The sequence below is a fragment of the Paenibacillus sp. NPDC058174 genome (assembly GCF_042883865.1).
GTDB lineage: Bacteria > Bacillota > Bacilli > Paenibacillales > Paenibacillaceae > Pristimantibacillus.
In genome coordinates, this window is record NZ_JBHVUY010000005.1 from 275,898 (window position 1) to 298,769 (window position 22,872).

Genomic DNA, 22,872 nt, shown 5'->3' on the forward strand with positions numbered 1-22,872 from the left:
TTTTGTATAAGAACCCTCCGCAGTCAGACGCTATTCCAAAGTGTACCTCTGTCTAACTCTGCTCTGCTGATGTAACATGAAGACAAAGCCAGTTTCGTTATCTTGCTATTCTACTCCCGAAATCACACATTCGGCTGTTTTCGAGGCTATACTATAGGCGAGGTGAAGCCCATGAGCGAGAATGAGCTGCCGTTGACGGAAGAGCGATGGCAAGCAATCGTAAGCAATGACACGGCGTATAATGACCAATTTATTTATGCGATTAAGACGACAGGCATCTTTTGCAAACCGAGCTGCAAGTCAAGAATACCCAATCGCGAAAATGTCAGGGTCTACGCGAATGCAAAGCAGGCGCAGCAGTCGGGCTTCCGTCCTTGCAAACGCTGCAAGCCGACGGGGGCACGGCTGCCGGATCAGGAATGGGTAGCTGTTGCGGCACAATTTATCGGCAATCATTATAAGGAGCCGCTTCCGCTCCAGACGATAGCTGATGCTTGTCATGGCAGCCCGTATCATTTGCAGCGAACGTTCAAGCGTATTATGGGTATTTCGCCTTCCAGTTATGTTCAGCAGTTGCGAATATCGAAGGCGAAGCAGCTTTTGAACGAGACGGATCAATCGGTAGCAGGGATTGCAGCAGCGGTCGGAATGCCGAATACCGCTTATTTTATAACGCTGTTCAAGAAGACGACAGGCCGTACGCCTGCAGAATACCGGCTGCACCGCAGCCGAAATGAGATCGGATAGGTGATGGATAATGGAACTGGCAAATGAACGGAAAATTTATTGGGCTTTTTTAATCCATGGACAATGGAGGTTTTACGTGGCGGCAACGCCAGAGGGACTATGCTATGTCGGTTCGCCTGGCAAGCCCTATACAGAAATGAGCGAGTCGGTGAGCCGCCGTTATCCCCGCTATGAATGGGAGCAGAATGATGTGGCGTTGCAACCGTACATCGAGCAATTGAAGCAATATATGGACGGGGGCCGCAGGGAATTTACAATCCCGTTTGATTTGGGCGGAACGCCATTCCAAAGTGCCGTATGGGAGGCCTTGCAGCACATACCTTATGGCGGGACGTGCTCATATTCCGATATCGCGGAGCAAATCGGCAAGCCGTCCTCTGTGCGGGCAGTAGGGACAGCAATTGGCGCTAATCCCATTCTGATTACCGTGCCCTGCCATCGTGTCATTGGCAAAAATGGTGCGCTGTCCGGTTATCGCGGCGGCATAGAGATGAAGACCGAACTGCTCCGGCTGGAGCGGGAGAATCTTGTTGCCAGCAGGGGAGTTCAGCATGTCTGATCAGCTATCTAAGCGGCTTGCACATGTCGATTGGCTTCGGCTGCAGGAGGAGTTGGACGAGCAGGGGTTCGCCGTCATCCCTGCATTGCTGGACAGCGGACAGTGCCAGAAGCTGATCTCTGCTTATGAGGATGAGGCTTTGTACCGCAAGACGATTCGTATGGAGAGATACTCATTCGGAGAGGGCGAGTACAAATACTTCTCAGCTCCGCTGCCGGACCTGCTGCAGCAGCTTCGTGAAGGACTGTATCCTGAGCTTGCGAAAGCGGCCAATCGCTGGCAGGAGAGATTGGGCCGAGACTCGGATTATCCAGAGCAGCTTTCCGGGTTTTTGGCCCAGTGTCGGGAGCAGGGGCAGCTGCAGCCGACCCCGCTCATTCTCAAATATGAAGCGGGCGGCTATAATTGCTTGCATCAGGATTTGTACGGTGATGTCTATTTTCCATTTCAGACCGTTATCGCTTTAAATCAGACAGGGCAGGACTATACAGGCGGTGAATTTATGCTGGTGGAGCAGCGGCCAAGGGCGCAAAGCCGAGGACATGTCATTCGTCTCGAGCAGGGAGAGGCGCTTGTTTTTCCGACACAATACCGGCCTGTCCAAGGGAGCCGCGGTTATTACCGGACGACGCTGCGCCATGGTGTCAGCACGATTACTGCGGGAACCCGCTACAGTTTGGGAGTGATTTTTCATGACGCAAAGTGAGATTCTGTACAAAAATGCGAAAACGCTGCTTAATAAAGGAACCGGCTTGCTGTCGGGCTATACCCATTCTTTGAATCCCTATGGAGGCTGTGCCTTCGGCTGTTCTTATTGCTATGTCAGGGAGATGCCGGTGGCGCTCTTTCACGAAGGAGAATGGGGCTCGTGGATTGATGTGAAGCAAAATGCCGCTGAGCTTCTGCGCAAGGAGCTGCGGCGCGCAAAGGGGAAAGGCAAAGTAACGATCTTCATGTCGTCCAGCACCGATCCGTATCAGCCGATCGAATATAAGGAGCAAATTACGAGGTCGCTGCTGGAGGCGATGATTGAGGAGCCGCCTGATTTCTTGCTCGTGCAAACGCGCAGTCCGCTCGTTAGACGGGATATCGATCTGCTTCTTAAACTGGGCGAGCGGGTCAGAGTCAGCATGACGATTGAGACAGACCGTGAGGACATTCGCAAGCATTTTACGCCAGGTGCGCCGCCTATTGCCGCAAGATTGGAGACGCTGCGGCTGCTTCGCGAGGCGGGCGTAGCTGCACAAGCGACAATCGCTCCTGTACTGCCGAGCACGGAGCAGTTTGCAGAGCTGTTGAGGCCGCTCGTTCACCGTGTATGCGTAGACGATTATTTCATGGGAGACGGCAGCGGAGGCAGGCGGACGAGAAAGCTGGGCATCCGTTCCCTATACGAGGAGCTGGGTTTGGAGGACTGGTATAGCCCTGCCGCCTACAGAACCGTATACGACAGACTGCTGCAGGTATTTGCTGCTGAGCAAGTATATGTCGGACAGCGAGGGTTTGAGCCGTGATGTCCGTTAATCGATAACGACCCGAAGCGAGAGGCTGCTTCGGGTCGTTTGTACGTTTAAGGCTTGTTTAATTGCCTTCTTGTGTCAATCGAAGGATTTGCTCTCTAACATTGTCTTGGCTCAAACCGCCGTGATAGCAAATCACGTTCTCGATATCGAGCGCCAGAAATTTAGACAGGGAGCGGATTGCAGTACCCATATCTGGTGTATTCTGCTCGGCAGGTCCGTGTAAACGGCCTTCGGAGGATACCATGGCATCTGCGGCGATAAGCGTCTTGCTCTGTTGCAAATAGAGGCTGATGTGGCCCGGCGTATGACCAGGCGTGAATACGACTTGAATGCCGCCGAAATCCGGCAATACCTGACCGTCCTCCAGAAGCTGATCTACTGGAATCTTAGGTTGATTTCGAAAAATTTCGAGTGCTTTGTCAAGCTCTTCTTCCGGCAGATGGGACAACAGCTTAGCCATCCGTTCCGGATTGGATTTCACCAGCGGAAGCTTGCCTTCGATATAAGGCTGATCGAGCTCGTGTGCGTAGACGGGAACCGGTTTGTCGGCTGCATGAATGATTTCCAGAACGCCTCCGGTATGATCCAGATCCTGATGTGTAACGATAATCGCCTTCAACTGAGAAGGTGTTATACCAGCCTTGTCCATCGCATCCACGATGAGTTGGCTTTGGCCTGGCATACCCGCATCGACGAGAATGGCCGAATTTTCGTCATAAATGAGTGTCGGGTTGAGCACCATAGGTCCACGAGGGCTTGTCACATGAATCTCCAGCATTTCGACTCCGTTTGCAATTTTCATTGCCAGTCAGCCTCCTCTTTCGGTTTCGGTTCCATATTGACTTGAAATCATCTATAGTTATCTCATATTTCGAAAACAAAAGTCAAATGTAAAATATTAAATTATATCATAAAAATAATTATTTGTCAATAGTCTAAATTTGAATATTCGGAGGGAATATACAGGGCATCCCAGTTTGCGTATGCCCATATTTTGCCCCGTTGCAACATAGTTAGCCGGTCCAAAGTGTATTGCCCCGCCGTAACAATGCTAGATTTAAGCAACACTGTTTCTCTAGACCCACACGTACCCCCATTTGTATAATGGTCAAGTGTCAAAAAAAGCTATAGGTCAGCGAATGAATAAAAGGGGCTTACGCAGCATGAACCAAAAGAGCAATTCAACAGGCACGTTTGCAATTGCAATCAGCCTGATCAGCAATTTACTATTGACGATTCTAAAATTGGCTATCGGCCTGATGGTAGGCAGCCAAGTGCTTCTGGCAGACGGCATTCATAATGCCGGGGATGTGGTAGCAGCGGCCGCCGCCTTGAGCGCGACGATTATCGCCAGAAAACCGAGAGACAATGACCATCCATACGGTCATGGCAAAGCTGAAGTGATCGGCTCCGCAATCGTTGCCGTTATTATGATCATTGCGGCCTTTTATATCGCTTATCATTCCGTTGAATCCTTCTTCCATCCTGCTGTACAAGCGAGCTATTTAGCGCTCGGCGCGGCTGTGCTGTCGCTTGTGTGGAAGCAATGGCTGTATGTATATTGCATGCGTCTGGGCAAACAGATGAATAATAAAAGCTTAATCGCTACGGCTTATGACCATCTGGCCGATGTCTATGCATCCATCGCAGCGGTTGTTGGTGTCGGAGCTGCCCTCGTCGGTGATCATTTTCACATCGCTTTCCTCAGCTACGGTGATCCCATCGCCGGAATTATCGTCGCTTACTTTATTCTGAAGCTTGCTTACCATATGGGGAAAGAAGCGATTGATATCCTTATGGATAAAATGGTGGAGCAAGAGAAATTGGATCTGTATGAAAGCCTTGTCGTTTCGGTGCCGGAGGTAAAGCGCATTGACCGTATCCGTGCAAGGGAGCACGGCCACTACATCATTATCGACGTGCGTGTCGGCGTCCCTGCGGACTTGAATATTCAGGAGGGCCATGACGTCTCGAAAAAAATAAAAGCGACGATTATGGAGCAGCATGATGACGTCGAGGAAGTGCTTGTGCACTTAAATCCATGGTACGAAGATGAGGACGAGGAATTGTTGAAATAAAGGCAACGCTACTCACCTTTATATGATTTCGGGGTTCGCTTCTGCTGCCAGAAGTAGAGTATAGTAGAAGTGGTTGGAAATATATAATTTTCAGGAGGCTGCAGCCATGTCACAGGAAATTTGGATTAACCTGCCGGTCAAAGATGTTCAGAGGTCAACGGCCTTTTTCAATGAGATTGGATTTCATGCGGATAGCGTTGGCGGCGAGAGGGCCAAGCTTGCCATTGGCCAAACAACGATTCTGTTGTTCCCGGCTGCGGTATTTGAGAAATTTACAGGTGCAAAAACCGCAGATACTTCTCATAGCGCAGAGGTGATATTTTCCATTGGCGCCAACAGCAGAGAAGAAGTAGATGCCTTTATTCAAAAGGCAGAGGCTGCCGGAGGAAGCATCTTTGGCAGGCCGAGTGAAACGGACGGCTGGATGTACGGCGCAGCATTTGCCGACCTCGACGGTCACCGCTGGAACCTGTTGTACATGGATGAGAGCAAAATGCCGAAAGGCTAATAAGGCAACGCCGGTCACCTGCTTAAGGTTGCCGGCGTTTTTTTTACATATCGCCATTTGCAACGGTATATGAGCAAAAAAAGAACGGCTGAATGTTCAGCCGTTCCTTGCGCATTGATCATGGCAGGCGCAGCCTTATACCATGATTTTGCAAATATCGTTTGTGAATTCAACCGGATCTTGTACCGGCAGGCCTTCGATAAGAAGCGCTTGATTGTACAGCAGGCTCGTATACAGATCGACCTTCGTTTTATCCTGCTCATAAGCGGCTTTCAATGAAGCGTAAACCGGATGGTTGACGTTGATCTCAAGAACCTTCTCGGCTTTAATGTCTTGATTGTTCGGCATCGCCTTCAAAATTTTCTCCATCTCGATCGTCACTTCACCCTCAGTGGACAAGCAGACCGGGTGAGACTTCAAACGTTTCGAAGCTTTGACCTTCGTCACCTTGCCCGACAGCAGTCCAGCCATATGCGCGAACAGATCCTGGTTCTCGTTCTCCTCGGCATTGCTGTCCTTGTCGTCCGCATCTGGCTCGATGCCAAGATCGCCGCTGGATACCGATTTGAATTCCTTCTCCTTGTAGCTTGCGATCATTTTCACCGCAAACTCGTCGATATCGTCCGTGAAGTACAGAATTTCATAACCTTTGTCCGATACAATTTCCGTTTGCGGAAGCTTCTCGATGCGAGCGATGGATTCGCCTGCAGCGTAGTAAATGAACTTCTGGTCTTCCGGCATCCGGGAGATGTATTCGTCCAGCGTGACGAGCTTCTTCTCCTTCGAGGAGTAGAACAGCAGCAGATCCTGCAGCGTATCTTTGTTTGCGCCGTAATCGCTGTATACGCCGTATTTCAGCTGGCGGCCGAACGACTCGTAGAACTTCTCGTATTTGTCCCGCTCGTCCTTGAGCAAGCTTTGCAGTTGGCCTTTAATTTTGTTTTTAATGTTTTTCGCGATCAGCTGAAGCTGGCGGTCATGCTGCAGCAGCTCACGGGAAATGTTGAGCGACAGGTTTTCCGAGTCGACCATCCCTTTGACGAAGCCGAAGTAATCCGGGAGCAGGTCTGAGCATTTGTCCATAATGAGGACGCCGTTCGAATACAGCTCCAGGCCTTTCTCGTATTCTTTCGTATAGTAGTCAAACGGAGTGCTTTCTGGAATGTACAAAATCGCATTGTAGACGACTGCGCCGTCTGCACTGATATGGATATGCTTAATTGGCTTGTCGAAGCCGTAGCGCTTCTCGAAGTAGAAGTTGTCATAATCCTCCGGCCTCAGCTCGGATTTGTTTTTGCGCCAGATCGGAACCATGCTGTTGACCGTCTGTTCTTCGGTAAAGCTCTCGAATTCGTTCTCTTCGCCTTCCTTCGGACGGGAGCTAGTGATGTCCATCTTGATCGGGTAGCGGATGAAGTCCGAATATTTCTTAATAATCGATTTCAGGCGGTACTCGTCCAAATACTCATCGTATTGGTCGTCTTCGGTGTTTTCTTTAATTTTCAGCGTAATGTCGGTACCGATAGCTGCTTTCTCGGCAGGTACGATCGTGTAGCCGTCTGCACCAGTGGACTCCCATTTGAAGGCTTGCTCGCTGCCGAGCGCCTTGCTGACAACCGTCACTTCATCAGCAATCATAAAGGCGGAGTAGAAGCCTACGCCAAACTGGCCGATAATGTTATGGCCGTCCTTCGCTTCGTTCTCCTTCTTGAATGCGAGAGAGCCGCTTTTTGCGATAATGCCGAGGTTGTTCTCCAGATCCTCTTCGGTCATACCGATACCTGTATCGGAAATCGTCAGTGTCCGGTTCGCTTTGTCAGCTGTAATTTTCACAAAATAGCTGTCACGGTCGAAGTTCAGCTGATCGTCAGTGAGCGCTTTATAGTATATTTTATCGATGGCGTCGCTTGCGTTGGAAATGAGTTCGCGCAGAAAAATTTCCTTTTGCGTATAAATGGAGTTGATCATCATCTCGAGCAGTCGTTTGGACTCGGCTTGAAACTGTTTCTTTGACATGAAGGAGCTCCTTTCGATTTGGGGAAGCTTTCGATTTAGTTTAGCACTCATAGCGTTCGAGTGCTAATTCTTTCTTTTATATACCATATCCCAATTTGCACTGTCAATGTTGGGGCTGTGTTCGGGCGTGGAGGAAGGGGCTGCTGGAAGCACTTAGGGAGCTCAAAATGCAAAAGTGCATGCTGTTATGGGGAAAAAGGCTGCATTTGCGCTTCAAAATGTAAAAGTACATTTTGATTTGCTCGATTGGGTTGATTTGAGCGATTATGCGGCACCTAGCCTGCACTTTTACATTTTGAAGTCGTTTTTTGACTAAATAGTGGAAAATGAAATGTGCTTTTGCATTTTGTTGGCGGTAGGGAGGCTTAAGGTGCTGCTAACTAGACCTTTATTTGATCGGATTCTTCGAAATTGCATACTTCATAGATCAGCTTTTTAAAAGAGTTCGATAGGCTGACCGATAGATGGGCGAACAACCCATGGAACGTCTTCCGTCCGCCGAAGCTCCTTGCTCAGACTGAACAAAGCAGGCTGCTAATGACACGTCTTGCGCGCACAGCAGTGGTCGTCACCGCCGCCAGTGGCATATTTTCTGCATCTATCGATGGTTGTCACTGCGCTATTGCCGCGTCTTGCATGCACAACAACTAACTGCCCGCAATGCGCATCCGAACGATCTTTATTGTTTGTGCGTGGAGCGTACCGATCTCCTCCATGAGCCGGTTTGCTTTATCGCTGTATTGGCGGTTCAGCTCGGCATCCTTTAAGCTGTTCAGATTGATTTGAACGGTCAGCAAGGCGGATTCGGCTGCCGCTTTCATCATGATGGCTCCGATGCCCAGGTCGGAGATGACATTTTTGTTGGCGGCATCAGCGATACTGTTGGTACTTTCGAGGCCGTTTTTGCATGCCTTCATCAATTCCAGAGGCACATCAATTGCTTTGATGGCGGCTAGCTGGATAGCCTGCTTGCGCAGCGTTTTCTCCTCCTCCGTCCCGGCGGGCAGTTTAATCGCGTGCATATACGTATCGAAGGAAGCGATGTCGGCGGCGAGCAGCGCCTCGCATTGCCCGATGAAATGCTGCATTTTCGCCAATGTCTCGGTTACTAGCGGCTGGATGCTGGCATACTTCTCGCCTTGCGTCAGATTGCACGTCATGGAGGTCATGGCGGCGCCAAGCGCTGCGGCGAGGGCGGCTACGCTGCCTCCGCCTGGCGTAGGGCTGGCGCTGGACGATTGCTGAACAAAGTCACGGATGGAATGCTCCCAGTTTATTTGAGTCATTGCGGTTGAACCTCCCTTTGTTGCGCAGCGAGTGCTTTCATGAGATTTTCGAACAGAACGGCAGTTGTCAGCGTACCGACGCCTCCGGGCACAGGAGAAACAGCGGCCGCAATATCTCCGATATCGCTTGCTGCGTCACCGGTGATTTTACCGTCTGCCCGTTCATTTATTCCCGCATCGATGACGGCCAAACCCTCATGCACCATCTCTTTGCTAACGATGTTTGGCCGGCCGACGGCGACGAACGCAATCTCGGCATGCTGCAGATGCGAGGCGATGTCCGGTGTGCGGGAGTGGCAGACGGTCACAGTAGCCTGTTCCCGCTGCAGCATATGGAACAACGGCAGGCCAACTGTCTGGCCTCTGCCGACAAGCGTTACATTTTTCCCCGATAGGGAGTAGCCGTAATGCTTGAGCAGCCGGATGCAGGCTTGCGGCGTAGCGGGATATAAGCCATCCTCACCTGTGACTACGGCAAGCTTATTGGCTGGCGTTACGCCATCGATGTCTTTTGCGGGGGAGATTGCATTCTCGACAGTACGGGCTGATATCCCCTTGGGCAAAGGAAGCTCCAGCATAATGCCGTGAACGTTGGCGTCTGCATTGAGCAGGCTGATTTGTTCCAGCAGTACTTTTTCGCTTGCACCGGCAGGGAAGGCGTGGAGCTGGAATGCAATGCCGAGACGGTCGGCAAGCTTGCGTTTGGCCTCCGCGTAGTAGGCGGAAGCGGGATCGCCCTCCACCAGCAGCGTTGCGATGCAGGGGGGAATTCCTCGTTGCTTCCATCCTTCCACTTGTGCAGTGATTCCGGCGTAGACGAGCTCCGCCGCTTCCTTCGCTTTCATTATTAAGGCCATTGTTTGTTCCTCCTTGTGTGGGATAAAATGCAAAAAAAGTATCCGCGGAGCGCTCGTCAAAAACGAGCACCCGCAAATACTTTCCCCCAGGCGAACGGCACGGTGCAGCCGCATGCTTCCTCGTGGTTCATTCCACTCGATTCTCGCCAGTCGCATGCGGTGATATTGGATTTATTTTACCAAATGGATACCGGAAAAGGAAGCTATGGAGTCAAGGATTCTGCCGGAATCATTGCTATTGTTCGCCACCTATTGGTACAATACTCCTTAGTAGATTGCGATAGACGAGGAGCTGTAACGATTGACCAAAGGAAAAAAGAAAAGCGGCATCGGGCAAGGAACGGGTAAAAAAGGCTGGAGCCGTTGGGATAAAGCAGCAAAAGCGAAAAGCGCGAAGCGCGTGTTCAGCAAAAATGCCAAGCCTGGCGCAGCCGGCAAGAAGGCGGATGAAGGCGGCGAAGGCGCTCCTGCAAGCGCCAAGAAGGATTCGAACTAAACAAGCGAAGGGCTGTTCCCGGCAAGCTGAGGGGATGGCCTTTTTTTACGCAGATAGATAGGGCTGTCAGGGGGAGGCTGCAATGAAACGCGCATTTATATTTCAAAGCGGGCGGTCGAATAAATTTTGGCGCATTTCGTGCAACGGCCCGGTGTATACCGTTCATTTTGGACGGATCAACACGAACGGCAGAATGCTGGATAAGAGGTTCAGGAGCGAGGAGGAATGCTTGCGCCAAGCGGAACGGATCATTGCGCAAAAGCTGAAAAAAGGCTACTGGGCAGACCCGTCATTTGATCGCTGCGGGTATTACTATGACGATCCTATTGAAGGGCTGCAGGCCCGAACCTCGCACCCTCGTTTTAGAGAACATTTCACTCAGTCAGTTTATTATATGGCGGACGACGAGACCGCTCCGTTTGGCACGAAGGAAAGTCTGGCAGCGCTTCGGGCATTGGAGACGTTTGTTCAGCAGCAAGAGGGCGGGGCGGGGGGAGATAACGCAGATATGACGGCGATATTTCCGCATTTGCTGATCGAGAGGGACTGGGACATGCTGTATGTCCCGGCGCATCGAAGCGATGAAGCTTTTGTGAAAAAGCTGCTGGAGGGACCAAAGCTGGACCGGATGAGCAACGCGGAGCTTCTGCTGCTGAACGATCGCGTAATCGTAGCTTCGGCGCTGGGCGGGATTAAGATTATGGGCGAGCTGAGCCATGCCCTGAGAACGGAGGCGCTCCGGTCGCTGGAACGTATGAACGTGTTGATGCGGCTGACTGGGGGCACGGAAAAAGGAAGGCAGATTCGAGGGCGGATAGCCGAGGACTTGGTTAGTTTTTAAGTTTTTGAGACGGATGAACTTTAGAGAAAAGTGGATGATGGCTGCAGCTGTTTTTCACGGTGCAGTAAGTTTGGAAGGAGCAGCACGGATGCTCAACCTACTGCTAATGCCACGGCTTCTCTTGTTCGGATTCTTTTAAACTAACTTCGCTATTTAACTGAACTTTTTTCTTTAATTACTGGCCGGAATCGAGCAAAATGCAGGTTTCTGCGGTTTTAAGTGAACTTTTTTCTCTATATGGAAATCAAATTCCGCTGCAGTGAACTTTTCGACGTTAACGGCTCGTTATCGTGTAATTGAGCGGGAATTAAGGTAGATTGATTACGTAATAAAGAAAAAATTTACCGAACCGATTTGGCAGCTAGCAGCGATGAGGGCTTGGGAACTAACTTCGCTATTAACTGAACTTTTTTCTTTAATTACTGGCCGGAATCGAGCAAAATGCAGGTTTTTACGGTTTTAAGTGAACTTTCTTCCCTATACGGAAATCAAATTCCGCTATAGTGAACTTTTCGACGTTAATGGCTCATTATCCATTAATTGGATGGGTAATAAGGTAGATTGACTACGTAATAAATAAAAAAATTACCAGAATAAAGAAAAAAGCTATCAAACCCGATTCGGCAGCTTGCTGCTCAGCAGCTCCTGATCTGAATTTGCTCGTATTGCCTAATAGAGATTGATCAGTTATAGTATTGGTGATAAATCGCATATGAAGTGCGGGTGCTGGATGAAGTCCGGCTGAGATAGGCAACTTGTTTGCCTGACCGTTAATCTGAACCAGGTAATGCTGGCGTAGAGAACATTTCGAATTGTAAGCCATTCGTCTATTCTCGAATGGCTTTTTGTTGTGTTTCGAGCGCCTTAGCTTACGTTACCGACGGTTACTAAGCAAAGGAGTGCAGATGAAAAATGGTAAAAATGCATGTGAAAGAACGATTCAGCGACAGGTTGTATGAGGGCTCTAAGGACATTTGGGAGCAAAGCCACCGGCATCCGTTTTTGGCGGAGCTTAAGGCGGGAACGCTCGATCAGGAACGCTTTAAATATTACCTCATGCAAGATTATGTCTATCTGATCGACTATGCCAAAATGTTTGCTTACGGTAGCATCAAGGCCGGCGATCTCGAGATGATGGGCAAGTTCTCATCGCTTTGCGACTCGACGCTTAATGTGGAGATGGGGCTACACCGGTTGTATGCTGAAAAACTCGGCGTAACGCGGGAGCAATTGGAGTCGACGGAGCCTGCTCCAACGACGGTTGCCTATACGAAATATTTGCTGGATGTTGCAGCGCAAGGAACGCTTGCCGAAGTGACGGCGGCCGTACTGCCATGCATGTGGAGTTACCGGGAGATCGGCGTACTGTTTGCACAAGATCCGGCAGCGCTGGAGCATCCGCTATATGGTGAATGGATACGAATGTACAGTTCGGCTGAGTTCAGCGAATTGACCGATTGGTGCATCGGCGTGATGGATCAATTGGCTGAGGGGCTGAATGAGTCCGAGCTTGCCAAGCTGGAGCGGCATTTTCTAATCGCATCCAAGCTGGAATATATGTTTTGGGATATGGCGTACCGCCTGGAAGAGTGGCCGGTGTGAGCAAGCCGCTTACAGAGATAAAAGACCCGCATGGCAATGCGTTGTCCGTTCAAGGCTTGTGTTATGGCTTTCCCGGTGAGGAGCCGCTGTTTCGCGACTTGAGCTTTACGGTCAACAAAGGCGAGTTTGTCAGCATCGTAGCTTCTAGCGGCATGGGCAAGACGACGCTGTTCCGGCTGCTCGCCAGACTGCTCGTACCAGACTCAGGCGTGATCACAGTGAGTGGCGACACACCGACAGCAAAATCCAATGCTGTCGGCTATATGCCGCAGCGCGATTGCCTTATGCCATGGCGCACGGTGCAGGATAATGCCGCAATCGGGCTGGAGCTGCAAGGTGTCTCCAAGCGTGATGCGCGTCAGCGGGTGCTGGAGCTGCTGCCTGAGCTGGGCCTGGAAGGAACGGAGCTGAAGTATCCCCATGAGCTGTCTGGCGGAATGCGCCAGCGGGTATCTTTCCTTCGTTCTTTGCTTGGCGGAGGCGATTTGCTGCTGCTGGATGAACCGTTCAGCGCTCTGGATGCAATGACGCGCACCGGAATGCAGCAATGGCTCCTTCAGGCGTGGGAGAAGCGAAAAAAGACGATTCTGTTCATAACACATGATATCGATGAGGCGCTGCTGCTGTCGGACAGGGTGCTGGTTGCCGCAAGAAGACCGATCACGCAGCTTCAATCGATCACGATTGAACTGCCTCGGCCGCGCACTTACGAAACGGTGCTGGACGCCCGGTTCGTCGCGTTGAAGAGAGAGCTGATGGAGCAGTTCGGCCGTCTGAAACCTGCCGCCGACACGGGGATAGAACCTGCTGATAATACCGGTACCGGTTCAAGCCGAAGTGTCCGGTTACAGGAGGGAGCTTCTATATGAAAAGCAGCTTGAAAGCGAAACTGCCAGTGCTGCTGTTCATCCTTCTGCTAGCGGCGTGCTGGGAGGCAGCGACGAACCTGTTCGCGATACCGCATTATATTTTTCCAAAGCTTTCGGCCGTTCTGCAGTCGATCTTCGACAATGCCGGCGTATTGGGCAAGCATTTCTTCGTTACGCTGGGGGAAGCGCTTCTTGGTCTGGCATTCTCTATCGTTTGCGGCATTTTGTCCGCAATTTGGATCGACAGCTCAGCGTTGGCCCGTAAAACGCTCTATCCGCTGGTCGTAGCGTCGCAGACGATTCCGATCATCGCATTGTCGCCAATCATGGTGATGTGGTTCGGCTATGATCTTGGGAGCAAAATAGCAGTCGTTATTTTGTTCACCTTTTTCCCGATTGCTATGAACACAGCGGACGGCTTTCGGTCGGCGGATAAGGAGATAGGCGATCTGTTGCGCACGATGGGGGCGGGCAATAGGGATTTATTTATCAAGTGGAAAATACCGTCTGCACTGCCTTCGTTTTTCACCGGCTTGAAAATGGCAGCGGCAATCAGCGTCGGCGGAGCAACGCTCGGCGAATGGCTGGGCGGAGAATCAGGCCTTGGCATGTTTACGAAACGAGCGGCGAATATGCTGCGGGGCGACGATGTTTTTGCCGGCGTACTGCTGCTGTCGCTGATGGGAATCATACTATTCGCAGCTGCCCAAACAATTGAGCGGACGATGCTCGGTCATCGCGGAACGACTAAATCTTAAATGTTATTTCAATGCACGAGATAGAATCAACGGGAGGAAATTATTCATGTTATATCGTCAACGATTACAAAGGCTGTTTGCCGTCGGCATAGCGGCAATGCTGCTGCTGACAGCAGCGGCTTGCTCATCCCCCTCTAGTGGAGGGAAAGAACCGACAGCAGAAGGCAAAACTGAAGAACTGACGGTGCTGCTGGACTGGTATCCGAATGCTGTTCATACTTTTTTATACGCCGCAGAGCAGCAGGGCTATTTCGCTGAAGCAGGCTTGAAGGTGAAGCTTCAGACTCCGGCAGATACGAGCGATGCCCTGAAGCTAGTCGCAACAGGCAAGGCCGATTTGGCGCTCAGCTATCAAATGCAAGTAGCGGTGTCGCGTTCGGAGGATATACCGGTCGTATCGGTTGCGGCGATCGTCCGTCATCCGCTAAATCAGCTTTTTGTTCCAGCTGCCTCGGGTGTAAAGACGCCTAAAGATCTGGCTGGACGTAAAATCGGCTATCCGTCCCTTCCGCTGGATGAAGCGATGGTCAATACGATGGTCGAAGCAGACGGAGGCGACCCTGCTAGTCTTGGTTATGTCGATATTGGCTGGGATCTGATCCCGGCTCTGGCAACGAAGAAGGTAGATGCTATCATCGGCGGCTATATCAATCACGAGAAGCTGCTGATAGAAAAAGAAGGTATCGAGCTCGTCTCCTTCAATCCCGCTGATTACGGTGTGCCGGACTATTACGAGCTGGTGCTGACGGCAAGCGAGAAAGGGCTGGAGCGCAAAAGCGGCGCAATTAAGAAATTTATCGCAGCGGCAGCCAAAGGGCAAGCCTATACAGTGAGCCATCCGGACGAAGCGCTGGGACTGCTGCTGGATCAGCAAAGCAAGGACTTCCCGCTTGATCCGGACATTGAGAAGCAAAGCCTGGCTGTACTGCTTCCTTTGATGGACGCCGGCTCCGAGCCGTTTGGCAGTCAATCCGAGCAATCGTGGAATTCGGTCATTGACTGGCTGAAGGAACGCGGACAGATTCGAAAATCATACGAGGCGAAAGATGTCTTTCGCAATTTATAGAGGTTCAAAAGCCATGGTTGATTCCATGCAAAAACGATGAACGGAGGCAGACCGCATGGAAGAGCATCAAGGACAACGAGAAGAGCAAGAGCAGCAGGGCCGCCCGGAACGGTACTCCCGGCAAATGCTGTTTGCCCCCATCGGTGAGAGCGGACAGCATGAGCTGAGCGAAAGCGCCGTACTTATTATTGGAATGGGCGCGCTCGGCACGGTGCTGGCCAACCATATGGTTAGAGCAGGTGTTGGGCGAGTTCGTTTCGTAGACCGGGACTATGTGGAAAAAAGCAATCTTCAGCGGCAGATGCTTTTCGATGAAGAGGATGTTGAGCGAGGCTATCCGAAGGCGATTGCCGCTGAAAAGAAGCTTCGCCGCATCAATTCTGAGGTGCGGATCGAAGCGATTGTGGCGGACGTTACCGTCCACAATATCGATGAATTGCTGGACGGCATCGATCTGGTGCTGGACGGCACTGACAATTTTGAAACCCGTTTTCTGCTCAATGACGCCTGCTTTCGCAAAGGCATTCCCTTTGCCTATGGAGGAGCGGTTAGCTCGCGGGGGATGAGCGCTATTCTAGTGCCAGGACAGACCCCTTGCTTGCGCTGTTTTTTATCCTCAGGGGAAAGCAGCGGACAAACCTGCGATACGATCGGCGTCATATCGCCAGTCGTTGACATTGTCGCCTCCTACCAGGCTGCCGAGGCGCTTAAGTTTCTGGTCGGTGCGCATGAAGCAAGAAGACACAGTCTCGTGACGTTTGATGTGTGGAATAATCACTATTTCGAAATGAAGCTTGGCGAGCCAAACCAGCAGTGTGCCTGCTGTCAGATGAAGCAATATCCTGCCCTGCAAATTACCGAGCGGGATTCTACCGTATCGCTATGCGGACGAAGCACGGTGCAAATATCCGGACGAGGCCCGCTTTCGCTGGAGCAATGGCGCAAGCGTCTGGAGCCTGCGGCAGTTAAGGTGGAGATGAACGCTTATTTATTGAAGGCGGAGCTTCCAGAGGGAGAGCGCCTCGTGCTGTTTCCCGACGGACGCGTTCTTGTGCAAGGAACAGAGGATATCGTACGCGCCAAGTCGATCTATGCCCGTTATATCGGTTCATAAATGAATAGAGGAGCGTGAACGTATGAAGGATTTTCGCTTATATGCCATTACTGGAGAGCAGTTTCACCCGGGCCGTGCTTTGCTGGAAGTGATGGAGGAAGCCATTGCAGGCGGTGTGGAAATTATTCAATTGCGTGATAAAGACAGCAGCCGGGAAGAGGTGCTGCGCAAAGCGCGGGCGCTTCGCGAGCTGACTCGCAAGCATGGCGTAACATTCATCGTCAACGATTACATTGATATCGCATTGGAGGTAGACGCTGACGGCATTCATCTCGGTCAGGACGATTTGTCGCTGCAGGAAGCTAGGAAGCTGGTGGGGGATAAAATAATCGGCATCTCCACCCATGCGATCGAAGAAGCGCTGGTTGCAGAGGAGCAAGGTGCCGACTATATCGGCGTCGGACCGGTGTTTGCTACGAAGACAAAGGTCGATGTCGTTGATCCAGTGACGGTTGCTTACGTACAAGAAGTAGCAAGCCGGATTCGCATCCCGTTCGTTGCCATTGGCGGCATTAAGCTTAGCAACGTGGACGAAGTCATTGCCGCGGGAGCGACAAGAATTTGCGCGGTCAGCGAAATTGTCGGCAGCGCAGACGTCGCCGGCACTTGCCGGGCTTTTCTAAGCAAACTGGAAGGACGGGAATAACGGAATGGAACTGATAGTCAACGGACAAAAGCAGGAGCTGGAAGCCCGCACGATTGAAGAGGTCGTTATTCATTTCGGACTGGAAGGCAGACCGGTTGTCGTAGAGGCTGATGGGACTGTGCTGACGAAGGAGCAGTGGGCGACCGCTGAGGTTCGGCCCATGATGAAGATCGAATTGGTTCATTTTGTCGGAGGGGGCTGAGCACATGAAGAAGGATACATGGCAAATTGGAGGACATGAGCTGCATTCGCGGTTTTTTATCGGCACGGGGCTATTCCCCAATCCTTATGTGCAAAAGGAGGCGATTAAAGCTTCCGGGTCAGAGGTGCTGACGTTTGCGATTCGCCGCGTCAATCTGGCCTCTGCGGAGGATGATTCCATTCTTCAGCACGTAGAGGGTGAAGCTTTCCGTTACTTGCCAAATACTTCCGGTGCGAGTACCGCTGAAGAAGCGGTGCGTATAGCAAGGCTTGCCCGGGCATCGGGACTTAGCGATTGGATCAAGGTGGAGATCAGCGCCAATGAGCGCACGCTGCTGCCAGATCCGCTGGAGACGCTGAAGGCGACGGAAATACTCGTAAAAGAGGGCTTCACCGTGCTGCCTTACACCTCGGATGACCCTGTGCTGTGCAAAAGGCTGGAGGAAGCCGGGGCTGCGGCGGTTATGCCGGGGGCAGCGCCAATCGGCACGGGACTTGGCATTCTCAATCCCTATCATATCGGACTTATTGTAGAGGAAGCGAAGGTGCCAATCATTGTCGACGCTGGTCTGGGCTCAGCCGCTGACGTTGTACAGGCGATGGAGCTAGGTGTCGCAGGCGTGTTGATGAATACACCTGTTGCGAAAGCGAAGGACCCGGTAGGTATGGCAATGGCGATGAAGCTAGCGATTGAAGCAGGCAGATTGTCGTATTTGTCAGGGCGCATTGCGAAAAAACGCTATGCTTCAGCAAGCAGCGGTCACGAGCAGTTTATATTGAAATAATTTCTACTGATGCATATATATATCTATCAAAACTAGAAAGAGGCCAGCAATGGCCTGCAAAATTAAGGAACAGAAAGCTGGAACTGTGATGGGGGAAACGGTAGTCATTATGGGCGGAGGCGTGATCGGCCTCTCCTGCGCCTTCGAGCTGCAGCAGCGCGGGCATCAAGCGATCGTGCTTGAGATCAATCGCTGCGGCGGTCAAGCATCGGGAGCGGCTGCGGGCATGCTGGCGCCTTTCTCGGAAAATGTAGAGGGGCCGGATGCTTTTTTTCATCTAGGCAAGGAAAGTCTGCGGCTGTATCCGGAATGGAGGGATATGATCCGGTCGATCTCCGGACGAGATTTCGAGTACAGCGATTCCGGATGTCTCTATATCGCGTATCACGAGGCGGACCGGCTGGCGCTGGAAGGGCGTCTTTTATGGCAAAGGGAACATGGCTCTGGCGGTATTCTGCTGGAGGGAGATGAACTCTTCCGTAAGGAGCCGCTTCTTTCCCGGCAAGTAAAGGCGGCATTGTATACACCGGCAGAAAGCCATCTTTATGCTCCTGATTATGTGGAGGCGCTGGAGCAGGCATGCCGGCTGACGGGCGTTCATTTTCATGAGCAACTGGGCAGTCTGGAGATTACGGAATGGCAGAATACGGTCGTTGTACAAGCAAAGGACGGCCGGCGTTTTGGCGGCGACCGGCTGGTCGTATGCACCGGGGCGTGGGCGCAGGAGTTAGAAGAGACACTGGACATCCGCATTCCGGTCTATCCGATTCGGGGGCAGATTTGTGCCTATGAGGCGGAGATCAAACCAGTTCATCATATGGTGTTCAGCAACCAAGGCTATCTGGTGTCCAAAGAGAACGGCACTTTAGTATGCGGAGCTTCTGAGGATGTAGCAGGCTTCGATACGACGGTTACGGAACGCGGCATCGAACGGCTGCGCAACTGGAATAAGCAGGCGTTCCCGTTTCTTGCGGAACAAACACCGTTCCATCGGTGGGCGGGCCTTCGCCCTTCGACGCAGGACGGCTATCCGCTGCTCGGACCGCTGGAGGGCAATGATCGCGTTCTGATGGCGGCAGGTCACTACCGCAACGGGATTTTACTTAGTCCGATGACGGCAAAAGTCGTAGCCGATTACATCGACGGTAATAAGGTTCCGGATATGCTGGAGGCTTTTGCTCCTGGACGATTTACTTATTAATGAAGAAGAGAAATAGGAACGGGGGACAAACATGGAGCAGATAGAGGGCCGTGTAGCGAGGGCCTTGACGATAGCCGGCTCCGACAGCGGAGGAGGGGCAGGCATTCAGGCCGACCTCAAAACCTTTCAAGAGCTTGGCGTTTATGGCATGTCTGCGCTGACAGCGTTGACGGCGCAAAACACGTTTGGCGTACAGGGCGTTTTCCCCGTTGCCGCAGAAGCTGTTACTGCGCAAATTCATTCCGTCGGCAGCGACATCGGCGTGGATGCCTTGAAGACAGGTATGCTGTTCAGCGCCGAGATTATTACTGCAGTGGCAGAGGCAATCGCTTTCTTCGGCTGGACGAAGGTTGTCGTTGATCCCGTCATGATTGCCAAAGGCGGCGCTTCACTGCTGCAGGCTGAGGCCATTCGAGCTATGACGGAGAAGCTGCTGCCGCTTACGGCTGTCCTTACGCCCAACATTCCGGAAGCGGAGCGGCTGGCAGGCATTCCGATTCGCACCAGCGCCGATAAGAAGGAAGCGGCTAAACGGCTTGCCGGCTTTGGTGCAAAGCATGTCATTATTAAAGGCGGGCATGAGGAAGGCGAGGAAGCGATTGATTTGCTGTTTGACGGGAGCAGCTTCAGCGAGTTGTCAGGCAAGCGGGTGGAGACCGCCCGTACGCATGGTACCGGCTGCACCTATTCCGCCGCGCTTACGGCTGGTTTGGCGGCAGGGCTTAATATAGAGGCAGCGGCGAGACAAGCTAAAGATTTCATTCAGGCGGCAATTGAGGATGGAATCACCATTGGCGGCGGTCATGGGCCGACCAACCATTGGGCTTACCGCCGCAGTCTAGTCAGCCTGTCTTGAGATTGGCCGCCGTTCATGCTACCATGTGCTCGAAAGCGATTCTGTAGATGAGGTGAGGAAGCATGGGACAAACAGCGCAGAAGATCAATCCGTTTCTAATGTTTTTCGGACAGGCGGAGGAAGCGATTCAATTTTACACCTCGATATTTGACGATTCAAGGATTGATAAATTAACCCGCTTCGCCGATGTCGGCATCCCGGTGGGGCCAGGTGAAGAGCAGAAGGTGCTGCACGCGATATTTACATTGAAAGGGCAGTCCTTTATGTGTATTGACAATTTAGACAAGCAGCATACACATGCATTTACGCCGGCACTTTCTCTCTTTGTCACTTGCGATACGGAGGAGGAGCTGGACCGCGTATTCGTCCAATTGTCTGTTGACGGGGCCGTGCTGATGCCGATCGCAGAATCCCCAGTTAGCGTAAAATTCGGCTGGGTGCAGGACCGGTACGGCGTGTCATGGCAGCTCAATCTGCCTAAATAAATGAGAGTTATTCGATAAGGCTTTGTCGTAACCGGCAAAGCCTTTTTTATAAGCTGATCTCGATGCAATAACAGGAAATTTACACCATTTTGTCGAAATGGTAGCCTTAATGGGAGCAAGATCGAATCCGAAGATTGGAGCTGCACAGCGATGATGAACGAGGGGAAGAAGCGCATTCTGGTCATCGAAGACGAAGAAGCGATAGCGCGGGTTATTAAAGATTATTTGACGGTCAACGGCTATGAGGTCAGGACGTTCGGAACCGGGCGCGAGGGAAGAGAAGCGATTGAGACGTTTACGCCGGATTTTATTATATTGGATATTATGCTGCCTGATACCGACGGGATGGAGCTGTGCCGCCATATTCGTGAGAAATATGCGACTCCGCTTCTATTGTTAAGCGCCCGCAGCAGCGACACCGATAAAGTGCTGGGACTCGGCTTCGGGGCTGACGATTATATGACTAAACCTTTCTCATTAAGCGAGCTTGTCGCGAGAGTTCAGGCACACTTGCGCCGGCTGGACGGAATAAGCCGCATCCAGAAGGAGCAGGAGGATTCGCTGCGGCGCGGTGCAATCACAATTGATAAGAGGGCCTACAGAGTAACATTGAATAACCGGGAGATTTCGTTGTCCGCGAAGGAATTCGAGCTGCTGCTGCATCTGGCGGAGCATCCGGAGCAGGTGTTTTCCAAAAGCCAGCTGATCGACGCAGTATGGGGATACGGCGTATACGGCGATGAGAATACGATTACCGTCTACATTCGCCGGCTTCGCGAGAAGCTGGAGGCAGACCCTTCCAAGCCAGTCTACTTGCGAACCGTTTGGGGCGTCGGCTATAAGTTCAGTACAAGGGAAGATGCTCAGGATGATCAATAACGGTTACTTGAGCGTCTGGCTGAAAAGATGGCTGGCAGCGTCATTGCTCATCTTAATCGGCATAGCGGGCATTGGCGTCTATTTGCTTGCAAATTCGCAGGACAGTCGGACAAGGGCCGGCAGTTTAGTCATTAATCAGGTGAGGTTAAAAACGAATGCCGTGATGCTGGAGCTGGAGAAGCGAGGCGCCTTAACTGAGCTTCGGCAATCCGGGAAGGACAGCGTGATGCTTCAATCCAAGCTGGAGCTGCTGGACATTGGACTAACGGTTGTCCTTCTCGACGGCACGGTCATCTATTCATCGGAGGAAGAGCTGTCCAGCCTCAATCTTCGAACCTCGCTGCATTATGATCTCTATGCGGCAAACAGCAGTAACGGCGAATACCGGATTGCCTTTCCCGTTATCGAGGAAGAGACAAATGTCCAAATTGCCAATGCGATTTTTACGGTGCCTAAGGAGGTGCTGGCGAAGCCAAATGTCCAGTCATCGCGGCAAACCACTCTATTAATCCTTATATGTATATTATTCTTCGTGATGCTAGCTTTGCTTATCGGATTGAACCGGAAGCTGAAGCGGGATGCGATAGCCCCGATCAACGATTTGAAAAACCATTCGGAGACGATGCTGAAAGGCTATTATGAGCAAAAGATTGAGCGACTTCAAGCTGATGAATGGGGCGAGCTGTACGTGATGCTTGATCAGCTGCGGCTGGAGCTGCAGCATCTTCAGCTCCGCAAGCAAGAGCAGGAGCAGGCGCAGAAGGAGCTCATTACGAACATTTCGCATGATTTGAAAACACCGCTCACGACGGTCAAAGCCTATATCGAAGCGATCCGGGCAGGCATATGTCCGGATCTCCCAGCGGTGATGGCTTATATGGAAGTTATGCAGACGCAGGCGGACACGATGGCCAGGCTGATTGACGACTTGCTTCTCCATGCGCTGAAGGAATTGGGGCAAATCTCGGTCGTACCTGTAGACAGCTACAGCCGGGCGCTGCTTACAGGGATCATTGAGCCGAATGCGCATTACGTGCGAACGGCGGGTATTGAGGTTGATGCGCCTCTGGCAGAGGAAATCCCGGATGTGCTGATCCTTGCGGACGCTGTGCGAATTGAGCAGGTAATTGTCAATCTGGTAGCGAATGCGCTGAAACACACGTCGCCCGGCGACCGGATTACGATGCGCGTGGAGCAGGCCAGCATCCAAGGCAAGGAGCAGCTGCGGATCACGGTAGCGGACACCGGATCCGGCATATCGCCGCAGGACATGCCATTTATATTCGAGCGTTATTATCAAGGCAAAGCCGGACAGAGCGAGGTGAGCGAAGGAAGCGGCCTGGGATTATCCATCTGTAAGCATATTGTTGAGGCTCACGGGGGCTATATTGATTTCCAAAGCGCGAGCGGCAAGGGAACTGCTTTTTCATTTACACTCCCGCTGGTCTAAGGGCTGTAAGGATTTATTCATAATTTGATAAGCGTCTATATAGATTGGC

At 51.7% G+C, this 22,872-nt stretch carries 25 protein-coding genes and 2 riboswitches; of the genes, 21 read left to right on the forward strand and 4 right to left on the reverse strand.

Annotated elements, in window-relative coordinates; genetic code table 11:
* The first annotated feature begins 171 nt into the window (after positions 1–171).
* Genes ACFVVF_RS23120 through ACFVVF_RS23135 form a run of 4 tightly spaced genes read left to right on the forward strand, consistent with a single transcriptional unit; the run spans position 172 to position 2,820 of the window.
* A complete protein-coding gene (locus ACFVVF_RS23120; RefSeq protein ID WP_387814693.1) occupies positions 172–747 on the forward strand; it encodes a bifunctional transcriptional activator/DNA repair enzyme AdaA in 576 nt (191 codons plus the stop codon).
* A gap of 10 nt (positions 748–757) precedes the next feature.
* Positions 758–1,306 carry a methylated-DNA--[protein]-cysteine S-methyltransferase gene (locus ACFVVF_RS23125; RefSeq protein WP_387814694.1) on the forward strand — a complete coding sequence of 183 codons (549 nt, stop codon included), beginning with the start codon at positions 758–760 and terminating at the stop codon, positions 1,304–1,306.
* The gene (locus tag ACFVVF_RS23130) at positions 1,299–2,012 is read left to right on the forward strand and encodes a 2OG-Fe(II) oxygenase (RefSeq protein WP_387814696.1); all 714 of its coding nucleotides are present in this window, start codon (positions 1,299–1,301) and stop codon (positions 2,010–2,012) included. The genes ACFVVF_RS23125 and ACFVVF_RS23130 overlap by 8 nt, the downstream gene beginning before the upstream one ends.
* Entirely contained in the window at positions 1,999–2,820 is an 822-nt protein-coding gene (locus tag ACFVVF_RS23135; RefSeq protein ID WP_387814697.1) for an SPL family radical SAM protein, read from the forward strand. The genes ACFVVF_RS23130 and ACFVVF_RS23135 overlap by 14 nt, the downstream gene beginning before the upstream one ends.
* Before the next feature lie 67 nt (positions 2,821–2,887).
* Here the strand turns inward: ACFVVF_RS23135 and ACFVVF_RS23140 are convergent, their stop codons facing one another.
* Positions 2,888–3,631, reverse strand: coding sequence for an MBL fold metallo-hydrolase (locus ACFVVF_RS23140; RefSeq protein ID WP_387814699.1), 744 nt, complete (start codon positions 3,629–3,631; stop codon positions 2,888–2,890).
* A gap of 361 nt (positions 3,632–3,992) precedes the next feature.
* Between ACFVVF_RS23140 and ACFVVF_RS23145 the strand changes: the two genes are divergently transcribed.
* The gene (locus tag ACFVVF_RS23145) at positions 3,993–4,907 is read left to right on the forward strand and encodes a cation diffusion facilitator family transporter (protein WP_387814701.1); all 915 of its coding nucleotides are present in this window, start codon (positions 3,993–3,995) and stop codon (positions 4,905–4,907) included.
* A 106-nt stretch (positions 4,908–5,013) separates the two neighbouring features.
* The gene (locus tag ACFVVF_RS23150) at positions 5,014–5,415 is read left to right on the forward strand and encodes a VOC family protein (RefSeq protein ID WP_387814703.1); all 402 of its coding nucleotides are present in this window, start codon (positions 5,014–5,016) and stop codon (positions 5,413–5,415) included.
* A gap of 135 nt (positions 5,416–5,550) precedes the next feature.
* On the opposite strand, the gene htpG is transcribed toward ACFVVF_RS23150, so the two are convergent.
* The 3 genes from htpG to ACFVVF_RS23165 all read right to left on the reverse strand — a co-directional run bounded on the left by htpG (position 5,551) and on the right by ACFVVF_RS23165 (position 9,574).
* A complete protein-coding gene (htpG, locus tag ACFVVF_RS23155; protein WP_387814705.1) occupies positions 5,551–7,431 on the reverse strand; it encodes a molecular chaperone HtpG in 1,881 nt (626 codons plus the stop codon).
* 647 nt (positions 7,432–8,078) lie between these two features.
* The gene (locus ACFVVF_RS23160) at positions 8,079–8,717 is read right to left on the reverse strand and encodes a cyclodeaminase/cyclohydrolase family protein (protein WP_387814707.1); all 639 of its coding nucleotides are present in this window, start codon (positions 8,715–8,717) and stop codon (positions 8,079–8,081) included.
* Positions 8,714–9,574, reverse strand: a complete 861-nt coding sequence (locus ACFVVF_RS23165; RefSeq protein ID WP_387814709.1) for a bifunctional 5,10-methylenetetrahydrofolate dehydrogenase/5,10-methenyltetrahydrofolate cyclohydrolase — start codon at positions 9,572–9,574, stop codon at positions 8,714–8,716. Before ACFVVF_RS23165 ends, ACFVVF_RS23160 begins: the two co-directional genes overlap by 4 nt.
* A 77-nt stretch (positions 9,575–9,651) precedes the next feature.
* A riboswitch (ZMP/ZTP riboswitch) is annotated at positions 9,652–9,738 on the reverse strand.
* 137 nt (positions 9,739–9,875) lie between these two features.
* On the opposite strand from ACFVVF_RS23165, the gene ACFVVF_RS23170 reads away from it, so the two are divergent.
* From ACFVVF_RS23170 to ACFVVF_RS23240, 15 genes are all read left to right on the forward strand, one after another.
* Positions 9,876–10,070: a DUF3934 family protein gene (locus ACFVVF_RS23170; protein WP_387814711.1), complete on the forward strand. Its 195-nt coding sequence runs from the start codon at positions 9,876–9,878 to the stop codon at positions 10,068–10,070.
* 82 nt (positions 10,071–10,152) lie between these two features.
* Positions 10,153–10,911 (forward strand): WGR domain-containing protein, encoded by a 759-nt coding sequence (locus ACFVVF_RS23175; protein WP_387814713.1) that lies wholly within the window; start codon positions 10,153–10,155, stop codon positions 10,909–10,911.
* A gap of 709 nt (positions 10,912–11,620) precedes the next feature.
* Positions 11,621–11,730, forward strand: a riboswitch (TPP riboswitch).
* A 93-nt stretch (positions 11,731–11,823) separates the two neighbouring features.
* A complete protein-coding gene (gene tenA, locus ACFVVF_RS23180; protein ID WP_387814714.1) occupies positions 11,824–12,513 on the forward strand; it encodes a thiaminase II in 690 nt (229 codons plus the stop codon).
* Positions 12,510–13,382, forward strand: coding sequence for an ABC transporter ATP-binding protein (locus tag ACFVVF_RS23185; RefSeq protein WP_387814716.1), 873 nt, complete (start codon positions 12,510–12,512; stop codon positions 13,380–13,382). The genes tenA and ACFVVF_RS23185 overlap by 4 nt, the downstream gene beginning before the upstream one ends.
* Complete coding sequence (locus ACFVVF_RS23190; RefSeq protein WP_387814718.1) at positions 13,379–14,140, forward strand: ABC transporter permease; 762 nt, start codon at positions 13,379–13,381, stop codon at positions 14,138–14,140. Before ACFVVF_RS23185 ends, ACFVVF_RS23190 begins: the two co-directional genes overlap by 4 nt.
* Positions 14,141–14,186: 46 nt before the next feature.
* Complete coding sequence (locus ACFVVF_RS23195) at positions 14,187–15,206, forward strand: ABC transporter substrate-binding protein (RefSeq protein ID WP_387814720.1); 1,020 nt, start codon at positions 14,187–14,189, stop codon at positions 15,204–15,206.
* A 55-nt stretch (positions 15,207–15,261) separates the two neighbouring features.
* A complete protein-coding gene (locus ACFVVF_RS23200; protein WP_387814722.1) occupies positions 15,262–16,320 on the forward strand; it encodes a thiazole biosynthesis adenylyltransferase ThiF in 1,059 nt (352 codons plus the stop codon).
* 22 nt (positions 16,321–16,342) lie between these two features.
* Positions 16,343–16,966, forward strand: a complete 624-nt coding sequence (gene thiE, locus ACFVVF_RS23205; protein WP_387814724.1) for a thiamine phosphate synthase — start codon at positions 16,343–16,345, stop codon at positions 16,964–16,966.
* A 4-nt stretch (positions 16,967–16,970) separates the two neighbouring features.
* Positions 16,971–17,168, forward strand: coding sequence for a sulfur carrier protein ThiS (gene thiS / locus ACFVVF_RS23210; RefSeq protein WP_387814726.1), 198 nt, complete (start codon positions 16,971–16,973; stop codon positions 17,166–17,168).
* 4 nt (positions 17,169–17,172) lie between these two features.
* Positions 17,173–17,952 carry a thiazole synthase gene (locus ACFVVF_RS23215; protein ID WP_387814728.1) on the forward strand — a complete coding sequence of 260 codons (780 nt, stop codon included), beginning with the start codon at positions 17,173–17,175 and terminating at the stop codon, positions 17,950–17,952.
* Positions 17,953–18,040: 88 nt separating this feature from the next.
* Entirely contained in the window at positions 18,041–19,153 is a 1,113-nt protein-coding gene (thiO, locus tag ACFVVF_RS23220) for a glycine oxidase ThiO (RefSeq protein ID WP_387814729.1), read from the forward strand.
* 31 nt (positions 19,154–19,184) lie between these two features.
* Positions 19,185–20,009 (forward strand): bifunctional hydroxymethylpyrimidine kinase/phosphomethylpyrimidine kinase, encoded by an 825-nt coding sequence (gene thiD, locus ACFVVF_RS23225; protein ID WP_387814731.1) that lies wholly within the window; start codon positions 19,185–19,187, stop codon positions 20,007–20,009.
* A 62-nt stretch (positions 20,010–20,071) separates the two neighbouring features.
* Positions 20,072–20,494, forward strand: a complete 423-nt coding sequence (locus tag ACFVVF_RS23230) for a VOC family protein (protein ID WP_387814733.1) — start codon at positions 20,072–20,074, stop codon at positions 20,492–20,494.
* Positions 20,495–20,647: 153 nt separating this feature from the next.
* The gene (locus tag ACFVVF_RS23235) at positions 20,648–21,373 is read left to right on the forward strand and encodes a response regulator transcription factor (protein ID WP_387814766.1); all 726 of its coding nucleotides are present in this window, start codon (positions 20,648–20,650) and stop codon (positions 21,371–21,373) included.
* On the forward strand, positions 21,363–22,823 hold the full coding sequence (locus ACFVVF_RS23240; RefSeq protein ID WP_387814735.1) for a sensor histidine kinase: 1,461 nt from the start codon (positions 21,363–21,365) through the stop codon (positions 22,821–22,823). Before ACFVVF_RS23235 ends, ACFVVF_RS23240 begins: the two co-directional genes overlap by 11 nt.
* The last annotated feature ends 49 nt before the right edge of the window (positions 22,824–22,872 follow it).

What these genes read in the sequence shown, in the direction of transcription:
- ACFVVF_RS23120 (WP_387814693.1), top strand. Translation starts at nt 172, where the DNA reads ATGAGCGAGAATGAGCTGCCGTTGACGGAAGAGCGATGGCAAGCAATC.
- ACFVVF_RS23125 (WP_387814694.1), top strand. Translation starts at nt 758, where the DNA reads ATGGAACTGGCAAATGAACGGAAAATTTATTGGGCTTTTTTAATCCAT.
- ACFVVF_RS23130 (WP_387814696.1), top strand. Translation starts at nt 1,299, where the DNA reads ATGTCTGATCAGCTATCTAAGCGGCTTGCACATGTCGATTGGCTTCGG.
- ACFVVF_RS23135 (WP_387814697.1), top strand. Translation starts at nt 1,999, where the DNA reads ATGACGCAAAGTGAGATTCTGTACAAAAATGCGAAAACGCTGCTTAAT.
- ACFVVF_RS23140 (WP_387814699.1), bottom strand. Translation starts at nt 3,631, where the DNA reads ATGAAAATTGCAAACGGAGTCGAAATGCTGGAGATTCATGTGACAAGC.
- ACFVVF_RS23145 (WP_387814701.1), top strand. Translation starts at nt 3,993, where the DNA reads ATGAACCAAAAGAGCAATTCAACAGGCACGTTTGCAATTGCAATCAGC.
- ACFVVF_RS23150 (WP_387814703.1), top strand. Translation starts at nt 5,014, where the DNA reads ATGTCACAGGAAATTTGGATTAACCTGCCGGTCAAAGATGTTCAGAGG.
- htpG (WP_387814705.1), bottom strand. Translation starts at nt 7,431, where the DNA reads ATGTCAAAGAAACAGTTTCAAGCCGAGTCCAAACGACTGCTCGAGATG.
- ACFVVF_RS23160 (WP_387814707.1), bottom strand. Translation starts at nt 8,717, where the DNA reads ATGACTCAAATAAACTGGGAGCATTCCATCCGTGACTTTGTTCAGCAA.
- ACFVVF_RS23165 (WP_387814709.1), bottom strand. Translation starts at nt 9,574, where the DNA reads ATGGCCTTAATAATGAAAGCGAAGGAAGCGGCGGAGCTCGTCTACGCC.
- ACFVVF_RS23175 (WP_387814713.1), top strand. Translation starts at nt 10,153, where the DNA reads ATGAAACGCGCATTTATATTTCAAAGCGGGCGGTCGAATAAATTTTGG.
- tenA (WP_387814714.1), top strand. Translation starts at nt 11,824, where the DNA reads ATGGTAAAAATGCATGTGAAAGAACGATTCAGCGACAGGTTGTATGAG.
- ACFVVF_RS23190 (WP_387814718.1), top strand. Translation starts at nt 13,379, where the DNA reads ATGAAAAGCAGCTTGAAAGCGAAACTGCCAGTGCTGCTGTTCATCCTT.
- ACFVVF_RS23195 (WP_387814720.1), top strand. Translation starts at nt 14,187, where the DNA reads ATGTTATATCGTCAACGATTACAAAGGCTGTTTGCCGTCGGCATAGCG.
- ACFVVF_RS23200 (WP_387814722.1), top strand. Translation starts at nt 15,262, where the DNA reads ATGGAAGAGCATCAAGGACAACGAGAAGAGCAAGAGCAGCAGGGCCGC.
- thiE (WP_387814724.1), top strand. Translation starts at nt 16,343, where the DNA reads ATGAAGGATTTTCGCTTATATGCCATTACTGGAGAGCAGTTTCACCCG.
- thiS (WP_387814726.1), top strand. Translation starts at nt 16,971, where the DNA reads ATGGAACTGATAGTCAACGGACAAAAGCAGGAGCTGGAAGCCCGCACG.
- ACFVVF_RS23215 (WP_387814728.1), top strand. Translation starts at nt 17,173, where the DNA reads ATGAAGAAGGATACATGGCAAATTGGAGGACATGAGCTGCATTCGCGG.
- thiO (WP_387814729.1), top strand. Translation starts at nt 18,041, where the DNA reads ATGGGGGAAACGGTAGTCATTATGGGCGGAGGCGTGATCGGCCTCTCC.
- thiD (WP_387814731.1), top strand. Translation starts at nt 19,185, where the DNA reads ATGGAGCAGATAGAGGGCCGTGTAGCGAGGGCCTTGACGATAGCCGGC.
- ACFVVF_RS23230 (WP_387814733.1), top strand. Translation starts at nt 20,072, where the DNA reads ATGGGACAAACAGCGCAGAAGATCAATCCGTTTCTAATGTTTTTCGGA.
- ACFVVF_RS23235 (WP_387814766.1), top strand. Translation starts at nt 20,648, where the DNA reads ATGAACGAGGGGAAGAAGCGCATTCTGGTCATCGAAGACGAAGAAGCG.
- ACFVVF_RS23240 (WP_387814735.1), top strand. Translation starts at nt 21,363, where the DNA reads ATGATCAATAACGGTTACTTGAGCGTCTGGCTGAAAAGATGGCTGGCA.